Annotated in this window: 15 protein-coding genes; 13 read left to right on the top strand and 2 right to left on the bottom strand. The window is 27.4% G+C overall.

Annotation, left to right across the window (positions count from 1 at the left end; all coding sequences use genetic code 11):
- Positions 1-271: 271 nt before the first annotated feature.
- Together CHAB381_RS07190 and dnaE are read right to left on the bottom strand one after the other, a co-directional pair.
- Positions 272-898, bottom strand: a complete 627-nt coding sequence (locus CHAB381_RS07190) for a hypothetical protein (RefSeq protein WP_012109376.1) — start codon at positions 896-898, stop codon at positions 272-274.
- Between the two features lie 167 nt (positions 899-1,065).
- Positions 1,066-4,707, bottom strand: a complete 3,642-nt coding sequence (dnaE, locus tag CHAB381_RS07185; RefSeq protein ID WP_012109375.1) for a DNA polymerase III subunit alpha — start codon at positions 4,705-4,707, stop codon at positions 1,066-1,068.
- Between the two features lie 144 nt (positions 4,708-4,851).
- Here dnaE and CHAB381_RS07180 point away from each other — a divergent pair, with 144 nt between their 5' ends.
- The 13 genes from CHAB381_RS07180 (at position 4,852) to CHAB381_RS07115 (ending at position 21,392) form a co-directional block, all read left to right on the top strand.
- A complete protein-coding gene (locus tag CHAB381_RS07180; RefSeq protein WP_012109374.1) occupies positions 4,852-6,552 on the top strand; it encodes a ShlB/FhaC/HecB family hemolysin secretion/activation protein in 1,701 nt (566 codons plus the stop codon).
- 11 nt (positions 6,553-6,563) lie between these two features.
- Positions 6,564-13,913: a two-partner secretion domain-containing protein gene (locus tag CHAB381_RS07175; protein ID WP_012109373.1), complete on the top strand. Its 7,350-nt coding sequence runs from the start codon at positions 6,564-6,566 to the stop codon at positions 13,911-13,913.
- A complete protein-coding gene (locus CHAB381_RS07170; RefSeq protein ID WP_041570530.1) occupies positions 13,903-14,256 on the top strand; it encodes a DUF6984 family protein in 354 nt (117 codons plus the stop codon). Before CHAB381_RS07175 ends, CHAB381_RS07170 begins: the two co-directional genes overlap by 11 nt.
- Positions 14,257-14,419: 163 nt before the next feature.
- Complete coding sequence (locus CHAB381_RS07165) at positions 14,420-15,046, top strand: hypothetical protein (RefSeq protein WP_012109372.1); 627 nt, start codon at positions 14,420-14,422, stop codon at positions 15,044-15,046.
- A complete protein-coding gene (locus tag CHAB381_RS09040) occupies positions 15,046-15,600 on the top strand; it encodes a hypothetical protein (protein ID WP_012109371.1) in 555 nt (184 codons plus the stop codon). Before CHAB381_RS07165 ends, CHAB381_RS09040 begins: the two co-directional genes overlap by 1 nt.
- Before the next feature lie 37 nt (positions 15,601-15,637).
- Positions 15,638-16,912, top strand: coding sequence for a DUF637 domain-containing protein (locus CHAB381_RS07155; RefSeq protein WP_012109370.1), 1,275 nt, complete (start codon positions 15,638-15,640; stop codon positions 16,910-16,912).
- Positions 16,913-17,082: 170 nt separating this feature from the next.
- The gene (locus tag CHAB381_RS07150; protein WP_012109369.1) at positions 17,083-17,448 is read left to right on the top strand and encodes a hypothetical protein; all 366 of its coding nucleotides are present in this window, start codon (positions 17,083-17,085) and stop codon (positions 17,446-17,448) included.
- 250 nt (positions 17,449-17,698) lie between these two features.
- A complete protein-coding gene (locus tag CHAB381_RS07145) occupies positions 17,699-17,929 on the top strand; it encodes a hypothetical protein (protein ID WP_012109368.1) in 231 nt (76 codons plus the stop codon).
- 1 nt (position 17,930) lies between these two features.
- Positions 17,931-18,401 (top strand): hypothetical protein, encoded by a 471-nt coding sequence (locus CHAB381_RS07140; protein WP_012109367.1) that lies wholly within the window; start codon positions 17,931-17,933, stop codon positions 18,399-18,401.
- A gap of 772 nt (positions 18,402-19,173) precedes the next feature.
- Entirely contained in the window at positions 19,174-19,578 is a 405-nt protein-coding gene (locus CHAB381_RS09035; RefSeq protein WP_012109366.1) for an adenylate kinase, read from the top strand.
- Positions 19,579-19,668: 90 nt separating this feature from the next.
- Positions 19,669-20,007 (top strand): hypothetical protein, encoded by a 339-nt coding sequence (locus CHAB381_RS07125; protein ID WP_041570529.1) that lies wholly within the window; start codon positions 19,669-19,671, stop codon positions 20,005-20,007.
- Between the two features lie 69 nt (positions 20,008-20,076).
- Positions 20,077-20,919: a hypothetical protein gene (locus tag CHAB381_RS07120; RefSeq protein WP_012109365.1), complete on the top strand. Its 843-nt coding sequence runs from the start codon at positions 20,077-20,079 to the stop codon at positions 20,917-20,919.
- Positions 20,916-21,392, top strand: coding sequence for a hypothetical protein (locus CHAB381_RS07115; RefSeq protein WP_041570528.1), 477 nt, complete (start codon positions 20,916-20,918; stop codon positions 21,390-21,392). The genes CHAB381_RS07120 and CHAB381_RS07115 overlap by 4 nt, the downstream gene beginning before the upstream one ends.
- Positions 21,393-21,401 lie beyond the last annotated feature (9 nt).

Below are 21,401 nucleotides of genomic sequence, written 5' to 3'. Positions count from 1 at the left end.
GATTTTACAAATTAAAAAGAGCTATTTTTTAATGATAAAATAGTTATATCGCTAAATTTCATTGATTTTACCAAATGCAGTATAAAGACAAAATTATCAGATGTCTGATTATAATTTTTAAATTTTGTGTGCAGTTTTTAGAATTTTTTATTGTTTTGTATTGTGAAATTTTACTGTTTTTATTCGCAAAATTTCACCACTTTTTATTCTTTTAAAAGCCAAAACAAAAAATTGTTCTGTTTTGGCAAAAGTATTTAAATTTTTAAAATATCTATTTGATTTCTTTTATATTTTTCCAGCCTAAAATTTGCAAAATTAAGCCGTAAATAACTAAAATAGTTCCTACCATAAAAAATATAGCTGCAATGATTTCCTGTTGTGTTATAGAGTAAGAAATTCCTGCTATTATAAATGCCAAGATGCCATAAATAGCATACCAAAATGATTTTTTGAAGCGATCCTGAAATGTGAGATAATCCAAATCTCTTAAAATACCGTACCAAACAAAAATCATATAAATACCGAATATAACAACTGCAATGGAGATAAAATTGATTACAGTTTCTGATTGTGTCAGGAGTAAAATTATAAAAACTACAGCAAAAACAGCTATTGTACCGAAAATATAAATATATGCATTTTTCATTAGATTTGTCTGTTCGCTGGCCATATTGTTTATTCTGGACAATGCTTTATAAAAACAAACAGTGCCGACTATAATAAATATAATTCCAATCAATTTTATATTTGAAAGCAAATAAAAGCAAACCAGATGCGCATATCCAAGTGTTCTGATTTGTGCTATTTCGTTTTTGTTCGCGTTGTTTCGCTGCTGATCTATGCTGTCACTTTTTGCTTTTTGGCTGTTTTTATTCAGCCAACTTAAATCTTCACTCATTTTTTATCCTTTAAATAATTTTTAAATTACTGAAATTTTATAAAGTGAATTTAAAATTTCAGTTTACAAAAATTCAAAATTTTATATTGAAATTTCACCTTTATTCAAAACTTTGTAAAATATATAAATATTTTTTTAATCACTCATTTTATTACCTCAGTTAAATTTTAAGCCGCCAAAATTTTATCAATTTCCATTTTGAAATTTTCGCTTACCAGAAATTCCGTGTCATAAGTTAAAATTTCGTTTTTAGTTTGAACTTTTAATATCAGTTTTTTGAAATTTTGCGGATTTGTTTTAAAATCACTGTGAGCAAGCGTGTAAATTTCATTGATTTTTTCTTTGTTCAAATCACAAAGATTTAGTAAAATTTCAAAATTTTCTATATTTTTTACAGGTTTATTATAAGATGAATTGGAATTATTATTGCCTTTGTAATTTGATCGTTTGTAGGTTTTGGTTTTAAAATCGCCGCTTTTTGCTTCTTGCAACGCCATCATTTTGATTAAAGAAATTTGTGCAAAATTTCCGTTTTTACTAAATCTTACGTGAAAAGCTCTTGGAATTTCAAGTTCTTCTTCACTTAAAGTTAAAAGAAGCGCTAAATTTTGATCAAAAGCCGTCATTTCAAATATTCCGCCAAAATCAAGAACGCTTATTATTCCCATTTGCTTACCTGATTTTGTGATTTTTTTGGTTATGGATTCTATTTTTCCTACACATAAAATTTCGCCGTCATCGGTATTTTCAAAATCCGTAGTGCTTGTGTAGTTTATCGATGAAATTTCATCTTTAAAATCATCAAGAGGATGTCCGGAAAGATAAATTCCGATACTTTGCTGTTCAAGTTTTAAAAGCTCTTTGCGCTTGAATTCCTCTTTTGTATCTTCAAAATTTACTTTAATATCAAAAAAACTTTCGTCTCCGAAATTTAACGATGAGGTAGCTTCATCTCTTAAAATCGCAGCTTTTTTCATTGCATCTACGATATTTTCACTATTTTGTAGAAGCGCTTTTCTGGTTTTTCCAAGACAGTCCATCGCTCCTGCACAAGTTAGCGCTTCTATAACTTTTTTATTTACTTTAAAATTATCAACTCTGCTTGCAAAATCGTCAATTGTTTCAAACGGCTTTTCATCTCTTAGTTCAATAATATTTTCTATTCCTGCCAAACCTACGCCTTTAATAGCGCCAAGACCGTAAATAATGGCTGTTTTGCTTGGTGCATTTTCGTCGTCCGTAACGCTGAACTCGCGGATACTTTTATTTATTGATGGTGGTAAAATGGTAATTCCAAGGCGTTTGGCTTCGTCAATGTATGTCAAAACCTTATCAGCGTTGCTTTCTTCAGAAGTCAGCAAAGCAGCCATAAACTCAGCCGGATAATATGTTTTTAAATACGCCGTTTGAAATGTTATCATTGAATAAGCCGCCGCGTGAGATTTATTAAATCCATAACTTGCAAATTTCATAATCAAATCAAAAAGCTCATTTGCTTTGTTTGTATCAAAGCCAAGTTTTTTGGCGCCATCTAAATATTGTTCTCTCATATGAGCTAATTTTTTTTCATCTTTTTTACTCATAGCTCTTCGCACAAGATCCGCTTCGCCAAGCGAAAAACCGCCGATTTTTTGTACGATTTGCATAACTTGCTCTTGATATACGATAATTCCGTATGTAGGCTCCAAAATTTCTTTTATTTCAGGCATTATGTATTCGACTTTCGCTTCGCCGTGTTTTCTTGCTATAAAATCCGGAATAAGTTCCATAGGACCGGGACGAAATATCGAAATCATCGCGATTATATCTTCAAAGCAATCCGGTTTTAATCCGGTTGCCAGTTTTTGCATTCCAGGACTTTCTATTTGGAATATTCCAAACGTGTTTCCGCTTTGAATCGTTTCGTATGTTTTTTTATCGTTAAAGTCTATATTTTCCCAAACTATATCTTTGTTATATCTTCTTTTTATAAGTTTTATCGCATTTGCGATGACATCCAAGTTTTTTAATCCCAAGAAGTCGAATTTTATCAAATCCACATCTTCAAGATAGAGTTTTGTGTATTGAGTGATGTAGTGTCCATCATCGCTTTTTGTCTGACGGAAAAGCGGTACTTTGTTCCAAAGCGGATCGTTTGAAATTACTACACCTGCCGCGTGCATTCCGGTATTTCTGTTAAGTCCTTCAAGTCCAAGCGAATAATCCCAAACTTTTTTAGCCAATGGATCCTGTTCTACCAAATCTTTTATTTTAGGTTCCAGTTGAAATGCTCCGGGTTTATATTTTTCACTTCCTGGTTCTCCTTCGCCGTTAAGAGTTATACCGAGTTGTTCCGGTACAAGTTTAGCCATTGCATCCGCTTTATAAAGCGGCATTTCGCAAACTCTTGCAACGTCTCTTATAACGCCTCTTGCAAGAAGTTTACCGAAAGTCGCCACTTGCGCTACGTTTTCTTTACCGTATTTATTAGATACATATTCAAAAACTTCTTCACGTCTTGCTTGCGCAAAATCTACATCGATATCGGGCATACTTATACGATCTGGATTTAAAAATCGCTCAAAAAGCAGATTATAAGGAATCGGATCAAGATCTGTGATACGTAAAGAATAAGCACAAAGCGAACCTGCAGCCGATCCACGTCCAGGACCTACAGGAATATCGTGGTCTTTTGCCCAGTTGATGAAGTCCTGCACGATTAACATATATCCGCCAAAGCCCATTTTTTCGATAATTTGTATCTCTTTTTCAAGACGTGCTTTATAAATTTCATGTTTTTCGGGCGCTATAAATTCCAAACGTTTTGTAAGTCCGTCACGGCACAATGTCTCAAAAAGCAAATCATCGTTTTTTTTACTGTATTCTTCATTCGCCTCAGGCAAAGTTAAATTTATAAGGTTCGCTTTTTCTCTTGTAAATTTAAAATTCGGGGCCGTAGGATGATAATTAGGATCGTCAAATGCAAAACTAAGATTGCATTTATTTGCTATTTCTTGCGTATTTTCTATAACTTCAGGAATATCCGCAAAAATTTCTTTCATCTCTTCGTCGGTTTTTACATAAAGTTGGCGCACGGTGTGGTGCATTCTTTTAGGATCACTTAAAACAGATCCGGTCGAAAGACAAACGAAAATGTCTTGCAAATCGTGCCCTGCCTGATTCGTGTAGTGAGCGTCATTTGAAGCGATAAGTTTTATACCGGTTTCTCTTGAGAGACGGATTAAGTCGTCGTCTATGCGAAGTTGGCTGGTATATCCGTGGCGCATTATTTCAAGATAAAAATCGTCGCCAAAAATTTCTTTATATTCAAGTGCCGCTTTTTTAGCGCCTTCATATCCTTTCGCTCCTCTTTTTATATTTCGTTCGCTTAAATTTAGATGAAATCCGATTTCGCCGGCTATGCAGGCTGCATTGCAAATAATCCCTTCATGGTGCGCACGCAGCAAATTTTTATTTATTCTCGGATAATAATAAAATCCGTCCAAAAAGGCTTTTGAACTAAGATATATCAGATTTTTGTAACCGATTTCATTTTTTGCAAGAAGTATCAGGTGAAAGCGTTGCTTATCACTTTTATCGTCTAATTTGTCGTGATTGTGGATATAAGCTTCCATTCCGATAATCGGTTTTATACCGTTTTTTTTCATTGTTTTATAAAATTCTATCGCGCCGAACATATTTCCGTGATCTGTAATCGCCACGGCTTTTGTGCCGCGCTCTTTTAAAATTTTAGCAAGATTGTCTATTTTATTTACACCGTCAAGAAGTGAGTATTCGGTATGTAAGTGCAAGTGTGTAAATTCGCTCATTTCAGTCCTTTTTTATTACTTAAATTTTGCAAAAATTATATAAAATTTTGAGTAAAAATTGAGTTAAATTTTAAAAATAAACAATAATTTATACTCGGTTAAAATTATAATGATTTCTTAAGTATCGTTGTCATACAATTTCGTATGCGTTTATTTATTATTTTTATTTTATCTGTAATTACCATTTTTGCAAATACACTGGATGATATTTCTCAAACTCAAGCCAAGCAGGAAGAAGATAGATTAAAGTTTATAGAAAGCCAAAAAGAGAGTTCAAATATTATTTTAACTCCCAAACAAAATCAAATTTCAGCCATTATCCCAAATGAAAATCCTTGCTTTGAAATTGATGAAGTGTTACTGATCGGCAATGAAAGCGATAAATTTAAAAAATATCTTAGAAAAGCTCTGAAAGAAGTAGGCTTTAAATACAGAACCTGTATAGGGCAAGAGAGTATAAATATTATTTATAACGCTTTTTATAATGAAATTTTAAAAGCCGGATTTATTACGACTTACGTAAATTTACCTTCTCAAAATTTAAAAAGTAAAACTCTAAAATTTGAAATAATACCAGGAAAAATAGACACTATTAATATAAATGATAAAAATTCCACTAAAAATAAAATTTCATTATTCGGTGCATTCGGCGGAGATAAAAAAGATAAAAATTTAAATTTAAGAGATATCGAACAAGCTCTTGAAACCATTCAAAACGCTTCTTTAGGTAAAGTTTCCGTAGAAATTTTACCGTCTAAAAAAGAAAATTATAGCAATATAAATATTTCAAAAGATGAAAAAAGTCCGTTAAGCTTTTCTTTATCATTTGATAATTTAGGAAGTAAAGAAACAGGAAAATATCAGGGCGGACTTAATATTAATGCTTTAAATTTACTTGGTTTTAATGAAATTTTTTACTCATCTTTTTCAAAAAATATATTTAAAACCGATGAACAAAATATCAACGATGAAAGCCGAAGAGGAGGAAGCGATAATATTTATTACGGACTTTCGGTTCCGTTTGACAGATTTTTACTTGATTTTAACGAATACGGATATAATTACGATCAAGCAATCCTTGGAGCTTTTGGAGTTTATAAATATAGCGGAAAAAGTAAAAGAAGAAATTTAACTTTAAATTATTTATATTATAGAGATCAAATTTCAAAAAATAGTTTATTTTTTAGACTTTGGGAAAAAGAGAATAAAAACTATATAGAAGATTATGAATTAGACAATCAAAGAAAAAAAACTGCAGGTTATGAAGCAGGACTAAACTCACAATTTTTTATAGAAAACGGCTTTTTATCTTTAGGATTATCATACAAAAAAGCAACTGGTGCAAGAGGGTCTTTACAGGCTCCTGAAGAAGAATACAATGAAGGAACAAATAGATTTGAAACTATAAGTTCCGATATTCGTTTTAGAAAAAGTGGAACAAATATACCGCTTACTTATGATCTCAATATTCATTCAATGTGGAATAAAACTCCTCTAACCTTGCAGGAAAGATTAAATATCGGCGGATACTACAGCGTAAGAGGATTTGACGGTAAAATGAGCCTGGTAGGAGATAGAGGGTATTATATAAGAAATACTTTGGAATACGGCATATTTAATAATCATTTTATTTATGCAGCTTTTGACTTTGGCAAGGTAGGCGGAAAAAGTTCAAATTATATGACTGATAATACTTTAATCGGCTCAGGTATCGGTTTAAAAGGAAATTTTAACAAATACGGCTCACTCTCTTATGATGCTTTGCTTGGATTTCCTATAAAAAAACCTGAATTTTATGAAAGCAATGATGCCGTTTTAAATTTTTCTATAAATTATAATTTTTAATGGAGATGGACATGAAATTTAAATCTAAATTTTCAAAAAAACTAATCGGTGTAAAACCGTCTTTGCCTATAAGTATGGCAATTTCTTTTTCTTTAATCTTTACACCGACTTTCAGTTTTGCAGAAATTCTACCCGATAAAAACTCACCAATTGCAAGTCGTCCTACCATTTTAAAAACTCCAAATAATGCTATACAAGTTGATATCGTTAAACCAAACAATAAAGGAGTATCAATAAACGAATACTCTAAATTTAATACAACAGATGATGGAACGATACTTAATAATTCAAGAAATGGAGCAGATACTATAACAGGAGGCTATATACATGCAAATCCAAGACTAAGCGAAGGCTCAGCCAAACTTATTGTAAATAAGATAAACTCAGATAAAAAAAGTAGCTTAAAAGGAAATATAGAAATAGCAGGTGATAAAGCTGATCTTATGATAGCAAATCCTAGTGGTATAGATATAGATGGAGTTCATTTTATAAACTCCAAATCAACTACTTTAACTACAGGAGAGCTTAAATTTAAAGATGGAGCTTTAAATAAAATAGATGTAAATAAAGGTGAAATTTCTATAAATAATAACGGCTTAAAAGATGAAAGCGATTATTTAAACATAATCTCTTATTCTACAAAGATAAATGCAAACATTCATGCAAATGAGATAAATATAATAACCGGTAAAAATTCCATTTCCGAAGATAAAAAAATAACAAAGCTAAACGGTAGCGATAAAGATACAAAAACAAACAACAAATCAAACGATGAAGATATTAAATTTTTAATCGATTCGTCAAATCTTGGCGGAATGTATGCAAATAAGATAAAACTAATAGGAACTAAAGAGGGTCTTGGAGTAAATAATCAAGGTAAGATAATTGCAAATAGCTCCGTAAAAATAGACACAAACGGAAATTTAATAAATAACGGCGAGATAATATCAAATAACAATATAAACATAAAAGCCGAAAACATAAAAAATATAGGAAACGATAAAAGCAAAGCTTTATTAAAATCACAATCTCTAAACATAAACTCAAACAGCATAAACAATAAAAACTCAATCATTCAAACGGATTCAAAGCTGAATATCAGGTCAAACAATTTAATAAATAAAAACTCCGTCATCGGAAAAGAAAGCTTAAATAATCAAGAAGATAAAAAAGATAACAATAAAAATACAAACTCTGACACTAAAGAAAACACAACAAATAAAAACAAAGATAAAAATAACAACCGAAGTCAAATAATCATTAAAGATACAATCTTTAACGAAAACTCTAAAATACTTTCAAACGAATTGAATTTAAATATATCCGAAGATATCTTTAATGAAAATTCAAATCTGAATATTTTAAGTATAAACGATAAATTAAACTCTATAAATAATAAAAACTCAAATTTCATAATAGATAAAGATGTAAATCTTGATTTAAATGATTTTACTCAAAAATCTTCAAAATTTCATTCAAACGGAAATTTATTCATAAACTCGAATAAGGATATAAATAATAAAAGCAGTTCAAATATTTCATCTTTAAAAAATATAAGTTTAACTTCAAATGAAAATATCTTCAATGAAAATTCTCAAATCATTTCAAACAATAATATAAGCTTAAATGCAAACAAAGATATAAATAATATAAACTCCAGAATTTCATCGAATAAAAATATAAGTCTGAATGTAAAAGAAGATATAAATAATATAAACTCTATTTTAAGCTCAAATAAAATAAATACTTATTCAAACAATATGTTTTTAACGACTTCGAAATTTATAGCGGATAGCAGTATCGGCATAAGAGTTTTAAACGATCTTAATTCGGATAAATCCGACATTGTTTCAAACAATGTCATAAATATAAACTCAAACAATAATTTAAATTTAAATCTAAGTTCGTTATTATCAGGCGGCAATGCTTTTATAAAAGCAAGTTGTCTTTATACAAACAAAGAAATAGTTTCAAATAATAATTTAAATATAGCCTCTAAAGAGATAAAAAATCAAGGCGATATAAAAGCAAAAAATATTGCTATCAATTCTTCTTTAATTAACAATGACAAAGATTCAAACATTATATCTTACGATAGTCTTGATATAAAAGCGGATATGCTAAATAACAGAAATCTGATATATGCCTCAAACAGTGCTTTTATAAAAGCAGACGATATTATAAATAAAGATACTTCGGATAAAGGAATTTTCTCAAAAGATTTAAAAATAACTTCCGTTAATTTAAATAACTCAAACGGAAATATTATTTCAAATAAATTGTTAGATATAAAGATTAAAGATTCTTTAAATAATACTTTAGGCTATATAGGTGCTTATTTAGATCTTAATTTAAACTCATCACTTCTTAATAATAAAGATGGATTTATCATCTCAAATAAAAATCTATTTATAAATACCGATAAATACAGTAATCACGGAAATCTTCAAGCAGGAAATAATTTATCTTTAATCACAAAAGATACTATAGATTATAATGGTGGCTTTTATGCAAATAAAGATATCTTTATAAAAACAACAGATGATTTTATAAATAATACAAAGCTTATATCAAACAATAACCTTATAATAAATGCAAACAATATAACAAATAAAGGCACTATTCACTCATTAAACGATATGAGTTTAAACTCATATTTAAATTTAAATAACTTTGGCGAAATAGCATCAAATAAAAATCTTTTTATAAACTCTAATTATTTAATGAACAATAAAGCAAATATCTATTCAAACAAAGCTTTGATAATTAATTCAAACGATATTTTAAATATAGATAAATCAACTCTTTATAGTAAAGATGATATGATTTTAAATACAAATACTCTTATAAATAAAGATAGCTCAAATATAATATCGGATAAAAACCTAAATATCTTTTATGTAAAAGATAAAATTTCAGATGACAATATTTTAATTTTAAATGATGATAACTATAAAAATTATAAAAGCTCTAAAATAGATAATCTCTCATCTTTGATGTATTCAGAAAGTGATATGAACATAAATGCTAAAGAGCTTAATAACAGATCACTTGATGAACTTAAAGTGGTAAAAGAAAAAATCAAAAAAACAATATATTTAGGATGTGATGGTTGGGGCGGATTTGAATGCAGCAATGCGGTTTTAAATTTAAGTGTCGATAAAAATACAGTATTAAAAATAAAAAATGAAATTTTAGATAAATATAATAATCAGATAGATGATAAAACATTAAATAACGAACTTATTAAAAAATTAACACCTTTAGATGAAACTTTATATGTATTAACCGAATTTAATAATGAAAATTTACCAGGAGAATCGGAAAAATTTATAAAAAATATCTATATAGATACAAAAAATAATCAAATAACAGTTTCAAGAGGTAAACCGCATAAAAAAGAAGAGGGAAGGGAAATAAGATACACTTTCACTAAAGAGCATATAGATAAAGACAGCTTGGCCAAATTCAGACCTTCAAACATAATTTCAAAAGGCAATATAAATTTCTTAACAAATAATTTATTAAATGATAAAAGCATAGTATTTGCAAACAAGGATATAAATTTAAAAGATACGAATTTAATTAATCAAGGACTTGATCTTAATTATGAGATGAATGCTAAAGGCGAATACAGATGGAAACATAAAAGCCACAGCGGTAAAGGCGGTTATACTTCAACCAAACAAAAAAACTATTCGCTTACAGGATATTCATCTATATTTGCAGCAAACGGTAAAATAACCGGAACTTTAACAAATCTTGATAACAAAAAACCAAATAGCACAGATATAATAATAAATAAAACACCTGATTTTATGAAAGACGATAAGGATATATCATATAAATCACTGCTTGGATACAATCAAACATTAATCTCACATCAAAACATCGACTCAAACAATATCGAAAATAAAGATTTTAAAAACCCATACGAATCAAAAGATTTAAATAAACAGGATTTAACCCGAACCGTATCATTAAGTAAAGATAATGTTTTTATTATTAACGCTAAAAATCCGATCTTTAAAGATAATAAAATAAATCCTACTGATAAAAGACATTACTACTTAAATACTAGCTACATATTTGATGAAAACATTCCGAACAGTGATTATATGCATAATAAACTGACTTCTATTTATAACTTTAGAAACAGCGCTTTAAAAAGCATATTATTTAAAGACGGTAAGCCGATAGATGCTTCATCTTTAATATATGCAGGAGATGGAATTTCTCTAGATATAGATGGAAATTTAAATAACTACTCAGGCATTATAAGCAATAACTACATAAAGATAAATGCAAACAACATTACAAATAAATTTGCAGATATAAAGGCAAATAATGAGTTAATTCTAAATGCAAATAATGATATCTTAAATCTCTCTTCATATATCAAGGCAGGAAGCGTATATCTAAATGCAAATAATATTGTAAATCAAACCTTATCAAATACAAACACCCTAACTCACTCTTATGGGAAAGAAAGCTTTACAAATATAGCAGATATTTCAACTATTACTTCAACCAAAGGTGATACAGTATTAAATGCAAAAGATAGTATCTATCTAATAGGCTCAAACATAAACTCAAATAAAAATATAGCCCTGTTTGCAAATAACAACATCTTAAGTGAAACTGTAAAAGATAAAGGCTCATATGATTTTTCTATGAGCGGGGGATATTATAAAAGAGAGTATGAGTATAACATAGGATCAAACTTAAATGCAAAAGAAAATATTTTATTAAAGGCAAATAAAGATATAACTTTAATAAGTTCAAATTTAAACTCAAATAAAGATATAGAAATAAATGCAGGAGATAATATAAATATTCTTTCATCAACAAACAGTGATTACAATGAAATAAAATCAACTTCAAAAGGATTTATGTCTAAAAAAACGGAACTTATAAAATCATTACAACAAGAGGTAAAAAGCTCGAATATAGATGGGGAAAATATTTATATCAATGCAAACAATGGCATAAATTTACAAAGCGTAAATTTAATTGCAAATCAAAGTTCAAATAAAAAAGATTTAAACGATAATATAAATAATTCAAAAAACGGTAATAAAGGCACTATATCTATCGTTTCAAATAACGGCAATATAAATATAGCTTCAGCTTCTTATACTAATTACTACGACAAACAAACTGATAAATCAAGCTTTGGAGGTCTTAGTAAAAGTTCATCTAAAATAAACGATACAACTATCTCTCAAAGCTCATCAAATCTATTCAGTGCAAATAGTATAAATTTAAAAGCAAACAATATAAATGTAATAGCTTCAAATTTAAAATCAACAAACATTGATATTCAAGCAAAATTATTAAATTTAATCTCATCCAAAGAAACAAATTCTCATACCGAATTTAAAACCAGATCAGGAATCATTACGGCTACAATTGAAGATAAAGGAAGTATAAAAGAAATAGAAATTCCTTCAATCATTCAAGTAGATAATAAGTTTATATTAAACGGTAAAGATATAACAAATAAACTTGACACTAAAACATATACTGAAATTTCAAATTCTTTAAACTCATTTGAGCTTAAAGAAAATGTATTAAAAGAATTAAGTTCAAACAAAACTTTAAATATAAAAGAGATAAATCAAATAAAAGCTACTCTAAACTCAAAAGAGTGGAATGATAAAACAACAACTCTAAGCGGAATAGGAACACTTATAGCTACAGCAGTAACTACTTATCTTACAGCAGGAGCTGGAAGTGCATTTGCAGCAAGTCTTGGAACTACAGGAGCAAGTGCAGCTACAACAGCAGCCGTAACAAATGCCGTTATAGCAAATACTTCTATCCAAGCTAGTAATATGATATTATCAAACGGTAAAGTTAAATTTGATATCGACTCTTTAACCAAATCAGCCTTAAGTGCAGGAATTGGTAGTATGGCAAGCTCATATATAAATAGTTCTACTTACTTAACAAATTCAAATTTAATAAACTCAAATTATTTAGATATATCATATGCCGATATAGCAAATACTTTATCAAGCTCAGCCATACAAAGTGGAATTTATGGAACAAATTTTAAAGATAGCCTACTATCAAATATAAGTTCTAGCACAGGAAACTATCTATTTAAAAAAGCAGGAGATATAGGACTTATAACAAACAGTAAAGATGGAAGTTTAACTAAAACTGCACTTCATTCATTAGTAGGTGGAAGCATAAATGCTATTCAAGGAGAAAGCTTTTTAGATGGAGCTATTATTTCAGGTATAAATGAATTATTAACTCCATTAAGTAGTAATCTTAATAAAGATGAACAAATTCTAACTTCACAACTGACAGGAATTCTAACAGGAGCTTTAATAAACTCTGAAGCTGGAGCAAAGCAAGGATATAATCTTACAACAAGTGCCGAAATGTATAATAGGCAATTGCATAAAGGAGATATGAAAAAAATAAAAGAATTATCAAAACTTTATGCTAAAAAGAAAAACATATCTTTAGATGAGGCTACAAATGTAATAGCTAAAGGATATTATGCTTTAGTAGATAATGATGCAAATGAGTTTTATATTAAAAATTTAGATGAAGATAAAGCTGTTGAAGTATTGAATTCTCAAGATTTTATAAAAAACAATTTAGACTATTCTAAAACTGCATTTATAGACAATAATGAATTAACAGGAGTTGGCTTTGCTACAAAAGAACAATACTATAACAGATACTCAAATTTAAAAGGCTATGCAGAAAATAAAGACTTTTATAATAAATATCTTGGAATTGATGGCATAACAAACAATACCAAGATATCTGGTTTAAATCTGGCGCAAGGAGTATATAAACCATATAAGGACTTAACCCATCAAGTAATAACCAATCCATTAAATACTGCAAAAGATATGTTAATTGCAATGCTAAATCCTATAAACTCCGGATATGAATACGGAAACAATCTAAGACAAACTTATGAAAAAGCAAATTTAGATAAGTTTTTAAATGATACCACAAATACAAACAGACATTACGGAGAACTTACAGGAAGTTTAGCTCCAGTAGTGATACCAAGTGTCGGAGTTGGTATAAGTAAAGGTATAAAAAGTGGAAGTAAGGTTTATAAAAATATAGCAAATGAAACGGATAGCATTAAAATTCAATTCGGAGGAAATAAAAATGCGCAATATCATGCTGAAAGGCATATAAAACAAGATACAACATTAGATATAAATATGGTTAAAAAAGAAATTAAAAATGATTTTATTTCTAAAATTGATAAAAATCAAAAAAGCTATAAAATTAAACTTGGCAAATATAATTTGGAATATAGAGTTTATAAATTGCAAGATGGAACATATAATATTGGAAGGATAACAGTTGAAAAATAATATTAAAAAAATTAATGCATCTGAAAAATTATTAGTGGAAATTTTATTAGAAAATTTAAAGGCACCATATTTAAATATTAAATATAAATTTAGTGATTTTATACAAAAATGGCCTGATAAAAGTGGAAGTTTTGATTTTTATTATTCACCAAAAAAAGATAGGCTTGATAATGTTGTAGGAAATATAGCTGAAATTCATTTTTATGATGAAGATGAAATACTGTGCGAAGCAACTTTAAGTGCCTATAAGGATGAATCATTATTATCGGATGTTGATATTTTAAAATTATCGGAAAAACCGCTGATAAGATTTCCAAAAAACAGAGCTGATTTTTTTAGTTAAAAATTATTGAAATAATGTAATAAAAATATGTAGTTTGTGATTTATAATAATTTTTTTGGAGTTAATGAAAGATTTTATTGACTATAAAATAGATGTCAATACTTATCAAACATATTTTTTAAGTTTCGGTAGATGATTTTAAATTTAAAGACGAAAGGTAAAAATGAAAGTAAAATGTATAAAACATAGTGATGATATTTTGGTTTTCAAAAGCCATTACATAGTTTATGGCATACGCATATATATTTCGCATGATAACTTGCAAAAAATTCAATATTTCACACAATGGGATCATGATAACAGTTATCCGTTATATGACAGTTGCGAATACTTTCGAATTATAAATTTTGATATTCCATATAAGAACTGGATATATTCAAAAAATAAAAATGAGATTATTATCTCATATAAAGAGATGGCAGAAGATAAAAATAATTTTTTTGAAAGTTTAGTAAATGGTGAAAAATGGGCAGAAGACATTCACTTAAAAAGAAAAGCCGATATTGACTTGGAGTTAAAACAGATTAATTATGAAAAACTAATGGGTAAGTATATGACTAAACTAAATTTATATAAAAAAGAATGTGATAAATTTAATTTTGATATATCCGATATCATAAGCTTAAACATAAAAAGCAAAACTATTAAGCAAAAAATAGACTATCTTTGGGATAATAAAGAGTCTTGGATATATATAAAAGCGGATAGTTTTTTCTTTGAAGCAAATGCAAGCAGTGATAATTTATTATATGTTCTTAAATTTGCCTATAAATGGCTATATAATAAATAATGAATTACATATTTGGCATAATAATTATCTGTGGAGGTATTGCAATATTTGTAGATCCAAATCCTGCAATAACACCTTTTGGTATACCAAAAGGTGACACCATACCATATGGGTTAAATATTCCAGTTGGTATTGTTGTTATAATTTTAGGGTTGGTTTATATATATATTGAAATGAAAAAAATGAAATTTATTAATTTTCAATTGAATAAATTCGTTTATATTCTTTGCGGAATAGTTTTTATAATCAGTGGCTTTGAAATTTATATAACAAAGAAATTTACTTTTCACTACTATGAACCGCTATATTTGGGTAATTATTCTATTTTAGCTGGTTTAGTATTTATTGTAGCAGGTTTATTGTTGATAATTTACACGCCAAAACATTCAGATTTTATGCGTTGCAAAAAATGCCATAAAGTTTATAATTATGTTGATGTAAAAGATAAAAATAAAATTTGCCCAAATGCGGTGGAGAGTTACAAGATTACAAAGAATTTGAAAAAGAAGAACAAGAAAAGAAAAACAAAGAATTTAAAAGAATTGATAAAATAGAAAGAGAATTGATTGAAAAATACAAAAAGAGTAAAAAATGAAATTTATCTTAAATTTATTACTATTTATAAGTCTATTTTTTAACAATATATTATTAGCATCAAGCTCAGCCATACAAAGTGGAATTTATGGAACAAATTTTAAAGATAGCCTACTATCAAATATAAGTTCTAGCACAGGAAACTATCTATTTAAAAAAGCAGGAGATATAGGACTTATAACAAACAGTAAAGATGGAAGTTTAACTAAAACTGCACTTCATTCATTAGTAGGTGGAAGCATAAATGCTATTCAAGGAGAAAGCTTTTTAGATGGAGCTATTATTTCAGGTATAAATGAATTATTAACTCCATTAAGTAGTAATCTTAATAAAGATGAACAAATTCTAACTTCACAACTGACAGGAATTCTAACAGGAGCTTTAATAAACTCTGAAGCTGGAGCAAAGCAAGGATATAATCTTACAACAAATGCTGAAATGTATAATAGGCAATTGCATAAAGATGAGATAGAGTTTATAAAAGAAAAAGCTCAAGAATTTGCAATAGAAAATGGTATATCAAAAGATGAAGCGATATCAAGATTATCATCACAAGCACTTAGGCAAACCGATAACTTATGGTCTTTAATGCTTGGAAATGAAGATATAAAAGCAAAAGAGTTTTTATCAAACACAAATTTAACTTTTAAAAACGGAAATAAATTATTTACAGCAGATAGATTGGATTATAAAAACAATAGATTATATTTTGATACAGCTATGAATAATATTGATTTTTACAACGCATATATTCATCCAAATATAAGTTCACTTCCATTTGAGACAGCAAAAAACAATACTTTAAATTTGGTATATAATGCAGATAAAATACCAAGCTATCTATATGGTTGGGCTAAAAAACAAACTCCATCTACTTTACTACACTTAGGAAAAGAGCTAGTAAAAAATATCTTTATAGATGGAACAAGTGGAACACAAAACTTAATAAGAAATATGTCAAATAATGATTTAGCCAAACTAGAAAAAGTATATGGTTATGAAGGTGTAAGTGATGACATAGCTTTGATATCTGGACTTGATACAATTAATCTTGTAGGCTTAACTGGTTTTACAAAAGATATTGCTAAAAATAGCACTAACAAAATATCACATAAAATAAATAAATCAATAGATGGAAGCATAAATGGTATAGCTGATAACTTCTCTAAAATTCCGCCAAGGGATGTGGTGGATGTGGGGAAAGTGATTAAAAATAAAACAAATAAAATAGATAACAAAATAAACCACATATTTAACAAAAAAAGAGCATAAATTAGATAAATTTCTTGAAAATTTTCAAAATAATCCAAAGCAAGCTTATGATGTTACAATCGACGCATTAAAGGAAGAAATATCCGCTGGTAAGTTACCTAATAATTTTACAAATGGATATAAAATTAATGTAGATGGGTTTGAGATTGAAGTAAGAGGAGTTATAAAAAATGGAAAACCAGAAATCGGAACAATGTTTATACCTTGATGATTTTAAAAATATTTCTATTTTGGAAGCTAAAATTGTTGAGTTGATAAGTTATAATTTAAATGATTTAATAATTTATGAGCAATTTAAAAAATTAAAAGTTTTTAAAAGAGAAGCTTCTCCTTGTGGATATTTTTGTTATTTTTCATACAATGAAGATATGCCCAAAACAACTAAAAATGGTTTTATTGGAAATGTAAATTTAATTCTTAATAACGAAAACATAGGTGGTGCTATGATTTTTATAGAAAATGGTATTTTAAAAGTAATAGAATGCTACTTTTGGGATGAAAATGATTTTTTTGAAAAACTTTGTAATGCCGGGTAGACTAATACGGTAAAATATAAGGATTAAAATTTAAGTTAAAAATATATGAAAAATTATGAGACTAATTACATAAAAAAGATATTTTTTGTATATTATCTGATAAAATAATAGAATATACGCGAAATGTTTCACCAATCAAATAGGAGATCAAACGATAGACCAGATTATTAATAATGGAAATATAGATATTAACAATATAGATTTAAACTACGATAGCATTATATTTAGCACTGTAGCAGGAGCAACGACAATGCCAAGTATTATCGACTCATACAACACAGCTAAATACTCTTGGAAAGCAAAACAAAATTTAAAAAATCAATTAAAAGATGCTAAGACCATAAATAGACAAAATAAATTGAAAGATAGGATGGATAAGCACGACAGTATTTTTTGGAATAATATATATTTTAAGATAGTAAATGAAAGAGTAAAAAAAGGAATATATTATAGCATAGATAGTTTTGGCAATGGTGACTGATATGAATTACGGTATTGAAACAGGAATTATGACTAACATATATAAACTAGAAATAAACTATCCAATAGTTAGTTGGATAATGTTTTATTTATGTGCTTTGATTTTACTTTTTATCGACTTTTCTATGCTGGATAGAAAAAAAAGAGACATACTATTTTTAATTTTTATGATTTGTTGGCTCATATGGTTAACAGTTTATAAAAGTAACGGTTGGCTTATTTATCCTTGTATAGTCGCTTATATATTAATATTTGGAATAATTATCTATAAATACTATATTTTTAAAAAAGATAAAATTGAAAATTCTCGTATAAACCAAAAAACTAAAATTTCAAACCTTAGCCCAACCAAACCTAAAAAACAACAAAAACCAAATAAGCAAAAAGATGTTCAAAAATTAAATTTTAAAAAATATAAACTTATTAATAAAAATAGAGTAAAAGATAAAAATAACAATGAATATAAGAAATAGGTGCAGGATTATTATCCAATCAAGGAACTAAAATGTTATCACAAACAATACTTAAACAAAATGCTAAAACATCAATAAAAGCCGGTTTAGCCGGTGTAAGACATGTTGCCGTATTTTATTTATGGCAATACTCCTTATGATGACATAGGAAAATCAAAATGAAAAAACTAATAAAAATTTTTAAAATTTTATTTTTTACATTAGCTTTTATAGGTGCTATTTTGTTTATACGAGTAGTTGGGCTTTTGAGTAGGGGTTAGAAATTAGTATGAAAAAAATTTTTTATACAGCATTTGTAATTTTATGTGTATTATTGATAATCTTTGCTATACATTTCACATATAATTATATTGCTGATCGACATTTTAGAGAAATTTATCTTTTTACAAGGCGGATTTAATGACTAAGTTTTTGTGGCTTTTATTAGATATATTTTGCTTTGCTTTTCAAGTTTTGATTTATTTATTTTTAATGATTTTGTTTTTAATTTTTTTAGGGTTTATGTATGGTGCGTATATATATTCACCTAAATATGATGATAATCAAGCCATATCAACAACAAAACCAATAAATTATATTATACCTAATAATGTTTATTGGTTTGGAAATGATATAATCAGATCCAAGAGTTTGGATATATGGAACAGCTGGGTTTGAAATTGCAAATGATATATTTAACAAAAGCATGCCACCAGAAACAAACTTTGGGAAAATATACTATATCTATGACAATTTAGACAATTTTAATTTTATAATCAAAGGAAAATAATTTATGCAATATTTTATCCATGTAAAATATTCTATGCAAATTACTATTTTTATCCTCTTTATAGAACTTTTATTGTCTGTTTTTACTGGTAAATATTATTTTCGTGGATGGGTAAATGTAGATTTTAAAAGTATTTTACTTTTATTTTTTATTTTTGCTATTTTAGTAGTTTATTATTTTGTAAAAATAAAAGACATCCCTGAATTTTTCCGTTGCAAAAAATGCCATAAAGTTTATAATTATGTTGATGTAAAAGATAAAGATAAAATTTGCCCAAAATGCGGTGGAGAGTTACAAGATTACAAAGAATTTGAAAAAGAAGAACAAGAAAAGAAAAACAAAGAATTTAAAAGAATTGATAAAATAGAAAGAGAATTGATTGAAAAATACAAAAAGAGTAAAAAATGAAATTTATCTTAAATTTATTACTATTTATAAGTCTATTTTTTAACAATATATTATTAGCATCAAGCTCAACTATACAAAGTGGAATTTAAAATGAATATTTTTAAAAAATACAGTAAATTAATTGATGACTCTATAAAAAATTCTCAATATAAACAAGAAAAAGATAATATAGAATTTAAACCTGTAATTTTATCAATATTGCCTTTTCTATTTATAAATTATTTTATCTTTTATTTTTTATTTGATTATCAAAAGCATATTTTTATATTGTTACTATCTATTGTTTCAGGAAGAATATACTTTAATTATAAATTAGAAAAGAATAAATTTTTTTGGTCAAATAAGTTTATAAGATGGATGAGCTATTCTGTTATATTCTTTTTGTTTTTTATTATATTATCGGGTATTATAGATGAAATCTTTAAATAGGAATAATAAAAAATATTATAAAACTATAATATATTCAACAGACCGAATTTCAGTGAAGATGAACTAAATATGGCTGTAAGCTTTTTGATTAATAAATCTCAAGGATTAAAATTTTTAGATACTTATAAAGAAGAATTTACTCCTACAAATTATTTCAGTGCTACAAAAGAACAATTTTATGATAATAGCTATAATCCAAATGAAGCTCAAGGCTTAAGTGATATGAGCTTATGGTTTTTTCCGATGGGTAAAATTGGCGGAAGTGTAGTTAAAGAAACCGGAGGAATGATTTATGAAGGCAGTAAAGTAATCTTACAAAAAGGCAGTAATAAAGTAAGTTCTCTAGCCATACCTACTACAACAGTCGGATTATCTGATTATGCAAATGCACCTACAAGCAGTAATGATAAATTATATAGCGGACCAACCGATGCTTCATTAATAATAGGAGGATTATTAGCCAATCAAGGAACTAAAATGTTATCACAAACAATACTTAAACAAAATGCTAAAACATCAATAAAGTATGGGCTTGAAGCAGGTGTATTTGATGGAGCACTGCAAATAGGAAGTCAAATCACAGACCAAATGATTGATGTTGGTGGCTCTGTAGATTTTAGAAAAATTTCTTTGGATTGGGATAATATTAGTAGGAGTATTATATCTGGAGCTGTTATTGCACCAAATTTTTTTGATTCCTCTAAAACAATTATTCACTCTTGGAAAGCAAAACAAAATTTAAAAAATCAATTAAAAGATGCTAAAACTATAAATAGACAAAATAAAATACAAGGTAGAATAGATAAAAATAATAATAAACTTAAGAATCACATCTATTTTCAAACAACCAATAAAATGCTTAATAAAGCAATAGATTATGAAGTAGAAAATCTTCAAGGCGATAATAAGTGAAATACTCATACGATTATGTTTTATGGAAATATCTAGGAAGACTTGCAACAAACTATCCAGTAATATATTGGATAGTTTTTTGTATTATTATGTCACTATTTTTATATATTTTTGATTTTAATTATATAAAGAATAATAAAAAAAGAGACATACTATTTTTAATTTTTATGATTTGTTGGCTCATATGGTTAACGGTTTATAAAAGTAGTGGTTGGCTTATTTATCCTTGCATAATCGCTTATATATTAATATTTGGAATAATTATCTATAAATACTATATTTTTAAAAAAGATAAAATTGAAAATTCTTGTATAAACCAAAAAACTAAAATTTCAAACCTTAGCCCAACCAAACCTAAAAAACAACAAAAACCAAATAAGCAAAAAGATGTTCAAAAATCAAATTTTAAAAAATATAAACTTATTAATAACAATAGAGTAAAAGATAAAAATAACAATGAAGATAAGAAATAGATGCAGGAT

The sequence above is a fragment of the Campylobacter hominis ATCC BAA-381 genome (genome assembly GCF_000017585.1).
In the GTDB taxonomy this organism is placed as follows: domain Bacteria; phylum Campylobacterota; class Campylobacteria; order Campylobacterales; family Campylobacteraceae; genus Campylobacter_B; species Campylobacter_B hominis.
The sequence above is the reverse complement of the archived record's forward strand: the minus strand, read 5'-3'. Positions and strand labels throughout refer to the sequence as shown.

Bases quoted from the DNA above. Each gene is read 5' to 3' on its own strand.
- CHAB381_RS07190 (WP_012109376.1), bottom strand. From the start codon at position 898: ATGAGTGAAGATTTAAGTTGGCTGAATAAAAACAGCCAAAAAGCAAAA.
- dnaE (WP_012109375.1), bottom strand. From the start codon at position 4,707: ATGAGCGAATTTACACACTTGCACTTACATACCGAATACTCACTTCTT.
- CHAB381_RS07180 (WP_012109374.1), top strand. From the start codon at position 4,852: ATGCGTTTATTTATTATTTTTATTTTATCTGTAATTACCATTTTTGCA.
- CHAB381_RS07175 (WP_012109373.1), top strand. From the start codon at position 6,564: ATGAAATTTAAATCTAAATTTTCAAAAAAACTAATCGGTGTAAAACCG.
- CHAB381_RS07165 (WP_012109372.1), top strand. From the start codon at position 14,420: ATGAAAGTAAAATGTATAAAACATAGTGATGATATTTTGGTTTTCAAA.
- CHAB381_RS09040 (WP_012109371.1), top strand. From the start codon at position 15,046: ATGAATTACATATTTGGCATAATAATTATCTGTGGAGGTATTGCAATA.
- CHAB381_RS07155 (WP_012109370.1), top strand. From the start codon at position 15,638: ATGAAATTTATCTTAAATTTATTACTATTTATAAGTCTATTTTTTAAC.
- CHAB381_RS07150 (WP_012109369.1), top strand. From the start codon at position 17,083: ATGGAAAACCAGAAATCGGAACAATGTTTATACCTTGATGATTTTAAA.
- CHAB381_RS07145 (WP_012109368.1), top strand. From the start codon at position 17,699: ATGCCAAGTATTATCGACTCATACAACACAGCTAAATACTCTTGGAAA.
- CHAB381_RS07140 (WP_012109367.1), top strand. From the start codon at position 17,931: ATGAATTACGGTATTGAAACAGGAATTATGACTAACATATATAAACTA.
- CHAB381_RS09035 (WP_012109366.1), top strand. From the start codon at position 19,174: ATGCAATATTTTATCCATGTAAAATATTCTATGCAAATTACTATTTTT.
- CHAB381_RS07125 (WP_041570529.1), top strand. From the start codon at position 19,669: ATGAATATTTTTAAAAAATACAGTAAATTAATTGATGACTCTATAAAA.
- CHAB381_RS07120 (WP_012109365.1), top strand. From the start codon at position 20,077: ATGGCTGTAAGCTTTTTGATTAATAAATCTCAAGGATTAAAATTTTTA.